This is a genomic window from Anaerostipes caccae L1-92, from assembly GCF_014467075.1.
GTDB classification, from domain to species: Bacteria; Bacillota; Clostridia; order Lachnospirales; family Lachnospiraceae; genus Anaerostipes; species Anaerostipes caccae.
On record NZ_AP023027.1, the window covers coordinates 2,749,648 to 2,762,303 of the forward strand.

The following is a 12,656-nucleotide window of genomic DNA, read 5'->3' on the forward strand; positions in this document are numbered from 1 at the left end:
CACAAACCCATTCGCATGACTCGTATCTGCTGTCTTCCACCAACCGGCAGCTCTCTGTAAAACCGTTTGCCAAGCTACTTACTTTTGCTCAAAGGATTTCTCAATTTTTTATTATTATATTCCAGGGTGCCAAATAATGTCAAGTGTTTTTTTCTTCATGTGCATCAGTATAAGGATGGAAATCATTCTCACTTCAAGGATTGGAAGTATCAGAATTCTATTTAGATTCAGTTGAAATGAGATTCGTACATCTGATGCCGCGTAATTTAGTAGTAGTTTATAATTGAGAAGAGATGAATGATATATTCGTACAAGAGATGGTGAAAATGATTTCTCATCCTTAATTTACATTATAATACATTTCTCTTTATTTTTCAACCATAAATTTACTTTTGTTACATTCTCATCTTAAACAGAGCATTTTCTTTCTAATTTGTTAATTCGTTCAGAATGATCTTCTGCTATTTTTTTCAAAGTATCGATATCCTCCAAAGATTCTGTCTCCATATTTGTGACCAAGCGGAATGAAATATCTTTGTTTTGCAAATATCCGTCGTGTAAAGCTCCCAGTTTTGGCAATACTTCATTATCCAGTGTATTCCCAATTTTTGATACCATACCTTTAGTTCCAGACAGGTCTTTTTCTATCTTGTCTGTCTTTCGTATAAGCAAAGTAATCTGATTCTGCATCGTATCCATCCGCCTGTCAACAATATGAAACTTCTCATCTACTTCGCCTAAATGCTTCTCTATTGTGTTAAATCTTTCATCCTGTTCGCCCAAATGCTCTTCTACTGCATTGAATCTTTCATCCATTTCTACCAGATGCGTTTCTACCGTGTTAAACCTTTCATCTATTTCTACCAGATGCGTTTCTACCGTGTTAAGTCTTTCATCTATTTCTACCAGATGCGTCTCTACCGTATTAAGTCTTTCATCTATTTCTACCAGATGCGTCTCTACCGTGTTAAGCCTTTCATCTATTTCTCCCAGATGTGTCTCTACCGTGTTAAGCCTTTCATCTATTCCTCCCAGATGTGTCTCTACCGTATCCAATCTGTTCTCCACTGTATCCAACCGGCTCTCCACTGTTTCGAGTCTGCCTTCTATGGCCCCCAGCTGCCGGGTGATCGGACTCAGCTTTATATCAAACAATCCCGCAAGCTGCTGAAAATCTTCATTCGATAACACCATAAACTCCCCCTTTCGTTATTCAAAATTTATCTTTTGCAGTCACTTAGTAAGTATATTTTAGAGTAATTATGCTATTGATTATACCATGTTGCCAATATGAAATCAACAATTTTTTCCATTTTAGTATGAACACTTTGCGTACCAGATGCGATTTGACGTAGTCAAATGATTTCCTTACGCATCTGTGTACAACCCGCGGATCTTTTTTTATTACTTAGGAAAGCCTTTCACGCATTAGCGTGACAAGGTCTTTCCTAAGTAATAAAAAAAGATCCTGGCCATGTGGCTATCAGGATCCCCTTCTTTATCGTAAATATCTCCTCGCATTAGAGGAAGACCTGCTGAATAAGTATCGGTTAAACAGAAGGTAATATTTTATAATTGTTTGTTATAATTTCTCAGCGATTGCTTTAATAAACTCCCCGCTGTTTGCAACTTTGACGTTCTTAAGCGTAGTAATCAATGCAAGATCTTTTGTCATCGTACCCTCTTCTATCGTATCAATCGTCGCCCTCTCAAGCCTGTCTGCGAATTTAACCAGCTCTTCATTGGAATCTAATTCGCCGCGCTTTCTCAAAGCTCCTGTCCATGCAAAAATGGTTGCAACAGAGTTGGTGGATGTCTCTTCCCCTTTCAGGTGCTTGTAGTAATGACGCTGTACTGTTCCGTGCGCCGCTTCATACTCATAATATCCATCCGGCGATACTAAAACAGAAGTCATCATGGCGAGAGATCCGAATGCAGAAGATACCATATCACTCATTACATCCCCGTCATAATTTTTACAGGCCCAGATATAGCCTCCCTCTGACTTCATGACACGGGCAACCGCATCATCGATTAATGTATAAAAATACTCGATGCCTGCTGTCTCAAACTTTTCTTTATATTCTGCATCATAAATCTCCTGGAAAATATCCTTGAAGGTATGATCATATTTCTTTGAAATGGTATCCTTTGTGGCAAACCAGAGATCCTGTTTTGTATCCAATGCGTATGTAAAACAGCTCTTCGCAAAACTCCGGATGGAACCCTCTGTGTTATGCATGCCCTGAAGGATTCCTGCTCCGTCAAAATCATGAATGAGCTCTTTTATCTGGGTTCCGTCTTCTGCCGTGTATACCAATTCTGCTTTTCCCGCTCCAGGCACTTTGATCTCGACGCCTTTGTAGACATCACCGTAAGCATGTCTTGCAATGGTAATCGGCTTTTTCCATGTGCGGACTGTCGGTTCAATTCCTTTGACGGTGATCGGAGTTCTGAAAACTGTTCCGTCCAAAATAGCACGGATCGTACCGTTCGGGCTTTTCCACATCTCTTTTAAGTCATACTCGTCCATTCTTGCGGCATTCGGAGTAATCGTAGCACATTTGACAGCAACACCATATTTTTTGGTTGCTTCTGCCGCATCAAAGGTCACCTGATCATCCGTGGCATTTCTGTGCTCCAGACCAAGGTCATAATATTCCGTCTTCAGGTTGATAAAAGGGGACAAAAGGTCGTCTTTGATCATTTTCCAAAGAATTCTTGTCATTTCGTCCCCATCCATCTCAACCAATGGTGTCGTCATCTCTATCTTGCTCATACTAGTTCTCCTTTTCTTGCATTCTCCATAAATTGTTACTATTATAGCGAAAAAAGAAAACCATGTCAAAGAGATTGATAGATTCAGACCTGGTGTTCCGTATGTAGCAGCTGGTGTGCCCTGTGAGACAGTGGTTTCTCAAAGAACTCTTCATAGAGGTTTTGTATGTCCGGATTGTCATGTGAAAAACGGATCTCTGTATCCCGGTCCAGGAAGTAGAGGCTTGATCCTCTCTCTTCTGCCAGTTCCTGCCCGTCATGGATCGGCTGGCCTCCGCCTCCGGCGCAGCCTCCCGGACAGGCCATAACCTCGACGAACTCATACTTCACTTCTTTTCTGCGTATGGCTTCCATCAGATTCCTTGTGTTGCCAAGACCGCTTACTACGGCGACACGGATGACATTTCCTGCCACATCAAACTCGGCTTCTGTCCATCCCTGGCGTTTGACTCCACGGATCTCACGAAAAGCATCCGCATCCGGATTCTCCCCGGTCACAAGAAAATAAGCCGACCTCAAAGCCGCTTCCATAACACCGCCGGTTGCCCCAAAAATAACGCCTGCACCTGTGCCTGTTTCAAACGGAGAATCAAATTCTCCTTTCTCCAAAAACTGAGGATTTAAATGTTCTGCGCGGAGCATTCGGTCCAGTTCTCTTGTGGTCAGTACGCAGTCAATATCATGGCCTGCATATTCTTCATAAAATAAATCCATCTCCCTTTCCGCTTTCTTAGCCAGACACGGCATAATGGACAGTGTAAAGATTCGTTCCGGATCTACTCCAAGTTTCTTTGCAAAATAAGTCTTCATGACCGCTCCGAACATCTGCTGCGGAGACTTGGCTGTGGAAAGCCTTCCAATCATGTCCGGGAACTGAGTCTTTATAAATCTTACCCAGCCGGGACAGCATGAAGTAAACATAGGATACTCTTCTAAATCCCCATCCTGCAGACGTTTGACAAACTCGCTTCCCTCTTCCATGATCGTAAGATCGGCAGAAAATGTCGTATCGAATACATAGTCTATTCCCATTCTCCGAAATGCCGTCACAATCTTCTCAACCGGTGCTTCCTCTCTGGAAAGGCCAAGCTGCTCCGCCCAGGCAGCCCTGACTGCCGGTGCGATCTGAGCAACCACGATCTTGTTTTCATCTTCCAGGGCGCTGAACAGCATAGAAGTGTCGTCCCTCTCCCTCAGCGCCCCGACCGGGCAGTGTGTGATGCACTGTCCGCAGAGAGAACAGTCCGCGACCCGGATATCCCGGTTCCTGGATACATCCACCGTTGTCCTTGCCCCGGTGCCGGATACATCCCATACATTCAGCCCCTGTACCTTATCACAGATCTGAACGCAGCGCATACATTTGATACACTTGTTCGCATCCCTGATCAAAGGAAATGTCTTATCCCATTCTTTATGTACAAATTCTTTTTTAAATGGGTTCTCCAGTATGTTAAAATCATTTGCGATCTTCTGGAGGCTGCAGTTCATGCTCCTGCTGCAGGTGATGCACTGCCCGTCATGCTGTGACAAAAGCATCGAAACCGTTTTTCTCCGGTTTAACCGCACCTTGGGACTGTTTGTATAGATGACCATGCCCTCTTCCACTACATTATTGCAGGATGTGATCAGTTTGTCTTTGCCTTCCATCTCCACAACGCAGACGCGGCAGGCACTGATTTCATTAATGCCTTTTAAATAACAGAGCTTTGGGATATCGATATGAATGGAAGCTGCCGCCTCCATAATTGTCGTGCCCTCAGGCACCGTTACTTTCATTTGGTCAATCGTCAGTGTTACCATTTCGTATCCCTCCCTCCTTTAAATACTCCGAATCCAAAGTGGTCACAGCGCAGGCACCGCCCGGACTCCTGATAAGCCTCAGCTTTTGACATACAGTTTTCTACTCCTTCAAAATCTTGTACACGTTCTCCGGCCTCTCTCTCTGTCATATTCACCCGGCCGCACGGAGGACGGTCGTTAAGACGCGGCTCCGGAATCTCCACATCACAGGTGATTTCATGATGAAAGCCGAGATATTCATCAATATTTGCAGCAATGACTTTTCCAGCAGCGATGGCAGAAATAACCGTGGCTGGCCCCGTTGCACAGTCTCCCCCTGCAAACACTCCCGGAATATCGTCAAACCCTCCGTATTTTTCAGTCTTGATCTTGCCTCTCTGAACAGGTACTCCGTTCTCCTCAAAATGCTCATACAAAATATCCTGTCCGATCGCCACTACAAGTGTCTCGCATGGGATAAAGACATCTTCCTCACCGGTGGGCTTCACACTGGCTCTGCCGTTTTGTATCCTGCTGATCATCTGGGGCGTTACCCAGATCCCTTTTACATTTCCGTCTTCTGAAACCTCGATCTTCGACGGAGCCATCAGGGTCTTCACCTCAACCCCTTCTGCCACGGCTCCCTGAATCTCTTCCTCCAGAGCCGTCATATCGGCAACTCGCCGCCGGTAGACAATACTTACTTTTTTTGCGCCGAGACGGACTGCTGTCCGCACCGCATCCATGGAGACATTGCCTCCGCCGATCACTGCCACTTCCCGTCCCTCCAGGCACTCACACCGTCCATGGCCTACATCTCTTAAAAACTGGACTGCGGAAATGACACCTTCTGCGTCTTCTCCTTCGAGTCCAAGCTTTTTATCGGTGCTGGCGCCGATGGATATCAGGACAGCATCGTGCTGTTCCCTCAATTCACTTACAGAACAATTCTTTCCAATGACAGTGCCATACTGCACCTTGACGCCGGTGGCGAGGATAGCCTCGATATCTTCATCCAGCCGTTCCTTTGGAAGCCGGTAATTTGGAATGCCGTATCTTAACATGCCGCCCAGCTTCGGCAGCATCTCATAAATTGTAACATCGTGTCCCATCAGTCTAAGATAATAGGCAGCACTCAGCCCTCCCGGTCCGCCGCCCACAATGGCTACCTTTTTTCCAGTCTCTTCACCGCATGGCGGAGGAGGAACTTTGCCGGCAAAATCTGCGGCTACCCGTTTTAATCCACGAATATTTACCGAATCATCGATCATATTTCTGCGGCACTTAGCTTCGCACGGATGCTCGCATATAAAACCGCAGGTTGTCGGCAGGGGATTGTCTTTGCGTATCAGGCGGACGGCATCCGCATACCTTTCTTCCCTGACCAGGGCAATATAACCCGGAATATCGACTCTCGCCGGACATAAAGACACACAGGGCACCGGAAGTTTTAACGACATCAGGCAACGGTTGTACATGATATGTTCAAGATAATCATCTCTGAAACCGATCACTCCTTTATATACCATATTGGCAGCCTCATAGCCGATCGCACAGTCTGCTGAATCCATGATTGACTGCGCCGTATCCCTGATCAGTCCCAATGTCTCTATAGTTGCCTTTCCATCCAGGACATCATTGATCAGGTTTTTAAGCTGCCCAAGACCAATCCTGCAGGGCACACATTTACCGCATGTCTGCGCATGACATAACTCAAGAAATGCCCTCGACATATCGACCGGGCAGATCCCCGGCGGACTGGACTCTATCCTTCTCTCCAAATCTTTATACAGACCCTCCATCACAATCTGTGCACGGCCCGGTGTTACAATTTCTAATCGACTCATTCCATCACCCTTTCTTTATAAATATTGTATCTAATTATATACAATTTCTATTTGTCATACAATAGTTTTCGTCTAAAAACACCGTTAATTAAATAACGAAAAATCGCATAAATCCGGGCTTTTTACACATCTTATTCATAGTATTTGGATTCTGCATACTGCTGAACCCTCATATTTTCGTGCAAAATATTTCATACGCCAGCAAAAAACTTGTATATTTTTTTAACAATCTGTTTTTACACATTCCTTCTTTTCCTTTATAATAAAATACAAAAGTTAGAAAATGGAGGTGCCTCATGTTTAAACAAATCAGCCCCGAGACTTGGGAGCGGCGAGAACATTTTGAATATTTTACCCAAACAATAAAATGTGGTTACAGCCTGACTGCAGAATTAGATGTAACCGAATTTTTAAAACTGACCAAGAACAAAGGTCTCAGATTTTATCCCAGTTTTGTCTACTGTGTCTCAACCGTGATCAATCATATGAAAGAATTCCGGATGGGTATTTCCGAAGACGGACAGCCCGGATATTGGGATATCGTTCATCCCTCCTACACTGTTTTTCACGATGATGATCACACCTTTTCAGACTCGTGGACAAATTACACTGAAGACTTTTCCTCTTTTTACCGGCAGATGACAGAGGATTTGTCTTTATACGGAAATAACAAAGGAATCAAAGCCAGGCCCGGACAGCCCCCTAATTTCTTCTGTATTTCCTGTGTGCCCTGGCTGTCTTTTACCGGATACAGCACCACGACTGCAGAGGGCAGCCCAAATCTCTTTCCGATTATCACTTATGGAAAATACCAGATCAAAAACGGCCGCTGTCTAATGCCGTTTACAGTCACAATTTCTCATGCCGCAGCCGATGGATATCACACCAGTCTTCTCATCAATGAAATCCAGTCGCTGATTTCAAAGGATTTTACACTTTAGAACAATAAGCCTTTCTCTGTATCAATCCGCAAAAAAGGAAACGGTCCAAAACCGTTTCCTTTTGTATTCCACTATGAACTAATATGCAACAACTACACCGCCGTCACATGCATACAGGCTGCTGACTCCCTTGGTATCAACTATGATGATCTCTTTCACTTCCAGTTTGTCTTCGAGCAGTTTCTTAAGATACACTGCTCTTTCATAGCAGTTGCAGTGTGCAATGGCCAAAATCCGTTCCGTCAGATCCTGTCCTTCTTTTACAATGCATTCCGCCATTTTGGCCAATGCCTTCTTTGTACCCCTGGCCTGTGCCAGCTTCTGTATGATCCCTTCTTTGGTCCCTTCCATAACCGGCTTTATATTAAGAGCCGTCGCAAGAACTGCATTCACCTTTGACAGCCTTCCATTTCTCTGAAGCACATCCAATGTCTCCAGAACAAAAAAAGTTCTCTGCCCTCTGATGTAATCCTCTACCTTCTCTACCACCTGCTCAAAGGACATGCCCTGGGAAGCATATTCATAAATCTTTCTTGCTATGAGAAGCTGCGTACTGGACGCTCCTCTGGAATTAAATACATGAATATTCTTTTCTCCCAGCTCCTCCTCATACAGTTTTTTTCCAAGTTCGGCACTGTTATAGGATCCGCTCAGCTCCGCGGATAAAGTCACCACATAAATATCATCTGCCTTTTTATATGCTTCCATATAAGCTTCCGGCGCCGGACAGGCTGACTTGCAGGCTCCTTTGCTGTTTGCCACTTTTTCCAGGAAAGAATGCTGGTCAAACGTATCGTCATCGACGATCTCTTCATCTCCGATCAGCAGTGTCAGAGGTATCCAGGTATAGCATCCCTTCTCAAAATCTTCTTTCGTCAAATCCGTGCAGCTGTCACAGACAATATTAAAACTCATATGGCGTCTCCTTTTAAAACTTTCCGATATAGTATTCATTACTACATATCATATCATATATTTCTATAAATGAAAACCCTTTAATCTTCACCCAGATAATAGGCGCAGACGCAGCCCACGGCCAGTGCAGCCAGTCCCGTCACTCCTGAGAACAGATTAAAATGATCAAAATTTGCCTCATAAAGAATTGCAATCGGGGAACCAAGAATCAGTCCGCCGATTCCCGCAAACGTAATAGCCTCAAAATGTTCAAACAAATATTCTATGATCTTGGCGATGATCACCACTCCCGCTATGATCCCAACAGCCATCGGAGTCAGAAGCAGAATACCGTGAGTGAGTCCGGACAGATTCAAAGTCGCCAGATTGACCATAAACTGTGTGATTTCACGGAGAATCGGCTGATAAAATCCCAGAATCAAAAGTATCATCGAGCCGCTGACTCCCGGTACGACCATTGTAGCCGCCGCAATAATCCCGATCAAAAACATTTTCCCCATCATCAGGGGATCGGCAGTCAAGATCACTTCCGATGCCGTGCTGCTGCCTAAAAGAGGCAGGAGTACAACCAGAGCAAACATCAAAAGAAATGCAATCCCATGGGAAAGGCCCTTTCTCTCTCCTTCCATTCTCTTAAATATGGCAGGCAGTCCTCCGATAATCAGACCGATAAACAGAAAGTTTGTCTGAATCGGATAATACTCAAACAGCCATTTAATGACAAAGGAAAGCCCTATCAGTCCAATCACCGCTCCAATGCCCACTGGAACCAGTATTTTAAGGCTCTGTTTAAACTCTTTGCGTATATGTGTGAGTGCATAGATGATCTTGTCGTAAACTCCCATGGAAACCGCCAGAGTCCCTCCGCTGACCCCGGGAATGATATTGGCAACCCCGATCAGTATTCCCCGGCAAATCTCTTTTAATAACTTCATAGGCCTGCTCCTCCTATCTGCCTTTCAAAAATAATGTCATCTCTTCATCCCAGGCTGTCTCCAGGGTTTTATCCGGAACAAATGTGTTTCTTGACACTCCTGTCGTACACTTCAAGTGTTTTCTGTCGAAATAAATATTTAAAAATAATCCTCCGATCTGCTGCGGCCTGTCAGATATATTATATTTCAAAAGAAAGGCTTCCATTCGTTTCGGATTCAGCATAAGCACAAACTGAAAAGACAGGGGAGTCTTTTTCCCCTTTATAAGGGAAAATATTCTCTGCTTCTCCATTTTCCACGGTATATACGGATACTCTTTCAGTATTTCCCATTCATCTGTATCATAAAAATCTTTCAGCATTTTTCCGTCAAATTCATACATGGTCCCCATGGACAGCCTGCCTTCGTACAGCATAAACTGGTCACACACGTCCCCCGTCAGAAAGCCGGCCATAAAAGATTTTATGTGTTCTATCTCAATTGAAATCATATGAATCCTCTTTTCTGTTACGTTAAAAACGGACGGCTGCCTGCCGCCCGTCTTCATTGTAACTTGTATGCTTTGAGAATTCAACCGTTTCCGTTTAGTTATTCTGCGTACTGCCTGAAGCTCCGTCATCCGTCTTTTTTTCCAGTTTGACACTGAATGTTTTCTTCTCGTAAGTCCCCATTTGATTCTGCCGCTTTACAGCAACTTTTACTGTATCTCCGGCTTTTTTGCTTTCAATCTTGCTCTTCAGGCCCTCCATCGTAGAAACCGTGGCCCCGTCAAAGCTGATGATTACATCGCCGGCACTGATACCCGCCTTCTGCGCCGGTGAATTCCGGACAACCTGACGCACCAGCGCTCCCTGCGGCATATCCATCTGCGCTGCCATATCGCTTGATATGGTCTGACCTGATATTCCAAGGTAAGCCTGCTCGGATTTATCTACAGTTTTCTGCTTGATCAGCTGATCGATGATTGGTTTCGCCGTATTAATCGGAATTGCATATCCCATTCCCTCTACGTCTTCGGAAGAATATTTTACCGTATTGATTCCGATCAGCTCCCCTTTGCTGTTGAGAAGAGCTCCTCCGCTGTTCCCTGGATTAATCGCAGCATCTGTCTGAAGAAGCGTCATGGTTTTATCCGTCAGCTGCACTTCTCTGTTCAGCGCGCTGATATACCCGCCGGTGACTGACTGTCCGTATCCGAGTGCATTTCCTATGGCGATCGCCTGCTCTCCCACTTTCAGGTCATCAGAATTTCCGAGTGTTATGATCTTGATCTTTTTTAATGTGGCAGCCTTAATATCCTTTACCTTTACCGCGACAACTGCCAGGTCCGCGTCATTGTCTGTTCCCTTGATCGTACCGGATGCGCTGGTACCGTCTGTGAATCCGACGGATATCGACTGTGCATCGGCGATGACGTGGTTATTTGTGACAACCAGCAGGTACCCGTCTTTCTTACCGACGATAATGCCGGAACCTGCTCCCTCGCTCTCATTGTCCTGCTGCTGCCCGAAAAAGTTTCCGGAACTGGTCACATACTTGCTTGTGATAGAAACGATGGACGGCATGACGTTAGATGCCACTGTAGATAAATCTTCTTTTCCTGATGCCGTTCCCTTTGCCGAAGTTTTTGTTGTATTGGTCGTTGCCAGCTGTGTCCCTCCGTTGCCTATGCCCATTGCAGAAAACCCATACTGGACTCCCTGAATGGTGACTCCTGCGATCAGACCGAAAGCCACTGCGGCAGCCGCCAGCTTTGCGATCTTCCTGCCTGTTCTATTTTTGTTTCCTTTATTTTGATTTTGATCCGGCTGTGTATATTCTGTATTATTATAATTCATATCTTCGTACATAACCTGTATCTCCTTTCGTATTTAACCTGCTTAAATAGTACAAAATAAATGTGTAAAAAATGTGTTTTAAATGTTATAAAACTAAGAAAAACATAAGAAATAATTCCATTGTGCCTTTGCCCTTTTTCACTTATAATAAGTACAGTGTAATATTATCGTAAAGAGGAGAAAACAAATGATTAAGCAAAACCAAGCCTATTTAAACCGCCTGCATATTTTTATTGATGCGGTCTGTATTTATTTATCGGCTTTTCTGTCACATAAGATCCGCTTCGAATGGGGAAAGGATTCGTGGATCTCTAAGTTATTTTTCTTTGTCGGAAAGTACGAATTGGGATTTTCATACTATCAGAAGACGGTTATTATTACAATCATTATCCTTCTTTTATTATATACTTTTTTCGGCCTGTATACCCCAAAAAGATATCAGCGCGGAAGCCGTGAAATTGTAAACCTGTTGAAAGCAAATCTTGCCGGTCTGGGCATCGGGTCTGTTGCCATTGTCCTGACAAAACTGCAGAACTTCCCCCGAAGCCTCCTGCTTTTATTTTTCTCTGTTAATTTTATCATTGGAGTTCTTTCCCGCTTCACAATCAGAAAAGTGCTGAACAGCACACGGGAAAGCGGACGAAATTTAAAACATGTAGTCCTTGTCGGCTTCAGTACCTCTGCCGCCGCCTACATTGACCGCATCAAAGCCAATCCCCACTGGGGCCTCTATATCCACGGTATTTTTGATGATACCATCAGCGACAACTTTGAATACAGAGGGATCAAAAAAATCGGCTTGTTAAATGAACTGGAAGACTATTTAAGCCAGACTCCTCTGGACGAAGTTGCAATCACGCTGAATCTGGATGAATATGAAAAACTGGAAAAACTGGTGGCCATCTGTGAAAAATCCGGTGTTCATACAAAATTTGTACCTGACTATTATAACTTTATTTCCACAAACCCATACACCGAGGATCTGGACGGTCTTCCCGTCATCAATATCCGCAATGTGCCTCTGACAAACGTTGTAAACCGTATTGCCAAGAGGACCATCGACATCATCGGATCTGCCTGCGCCCTGATCATCCTGGCTGTTCCGATGCTGATTATCGCACTGCTGGTAAAACGCAGTTCACCGGGACCGGTCTTCTTTGCACAGGAAAGAGTCGGGCTTGGCAACAAACCATTTAAGATGTACAAGTTCCGTTCCATGGGGGTTCAGGACCCGAAAAAAGAAGCAACTCAGTGGACAAGGCCAAACGACCCGCGGGTGACCCCGTTCGGAAAGTTTATCCGTCATACCAGTCTGGACGAGCTTCCCCAGTTTTATAATGTTCTGCGGGGAGATATGAGTCTTGTGGGACCCCGGCCGGAGCGTCCGCTGTTTGTAGAAAAGTTTAAGGAAGAGATCCCCCGCTATATGATCAAGCATCAGGTCCGTCCGGGCATCACAGGCTGGGCCCAGGTCAACGGTTTCCGCGGTGACACATCCATCCGCGGCAGAATTGAGCATGATCTCTATTATATTGAAAACTGGACCTTATCATTGGATTTTAAAATCCTGTTTCTGACCGTTTTCAAAGGATTTATTAACAAGAACGCTTACTAGGAGGT

At 44.6% G+C, this 12,656-nt stretch carries 10 protein-coding genes and 1 other annotated feature (1 of these 11 running past the window's edge); of the genes, 2 read left to right on the plus strand and 8 right to left on the minus strand.

Annotated elements, in window-relative coordinates:
• Nucleotides 1-101: a binding site (T-box leader), on the minus strand; it reaches 156 nt to the left of the window's first position.
• A gap of 307 nt (nt 102-408) precedes the next feature.
• The 4 genes from ANCC_RS13360 to ANCC_RS13375 form a co-directional block, all read right to left on the minus strand.
• Nucleotides 409-1,194: a tropomyosin gene (locus tag ANCC_RS13360; RefSeq protein WP_006565661.1), complete on the minus strand. Its 786-nt coding sequence runs from the start codon at nt 1,192-1,194 to the stop codon at nt 409-411.
• 388 nt (nt 1,195-1,582) lie between these two features.
• Complete coding sequence (locus tag ANCC_RS13365; protein ID WP_006565662.1) at nt 1,583-2,779, minus strand: NADP-dependent isocitrate dehydrogenase; 1,197 nt, start codon at nt 2,777-2,779, stop codon at nt 1,583-1,585.
• An 83-nt stretch (nt 2,780-2,862) separates the two neighbouring features.
• Nucleotides 2,863-4,581 (minus strand): [FeFe] hydrogenase, group A, encoded by a 1,719-nt coding sequence (locus tag ANCC_RS13370; protein WP_006565663.1) that lies wholly within the window; start codon nt 4,579-4,581, stop codon nt 2,863-2,865.
• Nucleotides 4,575-6,407, minus strand: coding sequence for an NAD(P)-binding protein (locus ANCC_RS13375; RefSeq protein ID WP_156340205.1), 1,833 nt, complete (start codon nt 6,405-6,407; stop codon nt 4,575-4,577). The genes ANCC_RS13370 and ANCC_RS13375 overlap by 7 nt, the downstream gene beginning before the upstream one ends.
• A 296-nt stretch (nt 6,408-6,703) precedes the next feature.
• Between ANCC_RS13375 and ANCC_RS13380 the strand changes: the two genes are divergently transcribed.
• Nucleotides 6,704-7,348 (plus strand): chloramphenicol acetyltransferase, encoded by a 645-nt coding sequence (locus tag ANCC_RS13380; protein WP_006565666.1) that lies wholly within the window; start codon nt 6,704-6,706, stop codon nt 7,346-7,348.
• A gap of 78 nt (nt 7,349-7,426) precedes the next feature.
• On the opposite strand, the gene ANCC_RS13385 is transcribed toward ANCC_RS13380, so the two are convergent.
• The 4 genes from ANCC_RS13385 to ANCC_RS13400 all read right to left on the minus strand — a co-directional run bounded on the left by ANCC_RS13385 (nt 7,427) and on the right by ANCC_RS13400 (nt 11,048).
• Entirely contained in the window at nt 7,427-8,263 is an 837-nt protein-coding gene (locus ANCC_RS13385) for a DegV family protein (RefSeq protein ID WP_006565667.1), read from the minus strand.
• A gap of 80 nt (nt 8,264-8,343) precedes the next feature.
• Complete coding sequence (locus ANCC_RS13390) at nt 8,344-9,198, minus strand: DUF368 domain-containing protein (RefSeq protein WP_006565668.1); 855 nt, start codon at nt 9,196-9,198, stop codon at nt 8,344-8,346.
• Nucleotides 9,199-9,211: 13 nt separating this feature from the next.
• Complete coding sequence (locus ANCC_RS13395) at nt 9,212-9,688, minus strand: DUF5721 family protein (protein ID WP_039946165.1); 477 nt, start codon at nt 9,686-9,688, stop codon at nt 9,212-9,214.
• Between the two features lie 94 nt (nt 9,689-9,782).
• On the minus strand, nt 9,783-11,048 hold the full coding sequence (locus ANCC_RS13400; protein ID WP_006565670.1) for a S1C family serine protease: 1,266 nt from the start codon (nt 11,046-11,048) through the stop codon (nt 9,783-9,785).
• A 175-nt stretch (nt 11,049-11,223) separates the two neighbouring features.
• Here ANCC_RS13400 and ANCC_RS13405 point away from each other — a divergent pair, with 175 nt between their 5' ends.
• Nucleotides 11,224-12,651 (plus strand): undecaprenyl-phosphate glucose phosphotransferase, encoded by a 1,428-nt coding sequence (locus ANCC_RS13405; protein WP_006565671.1) that lies wholly within the window; start codon nt 11,224-11,226, stop codon nt 12,649-12,651.
• Nucleotides 12,652-12,656: the final 5 nt, after the last annotated feature.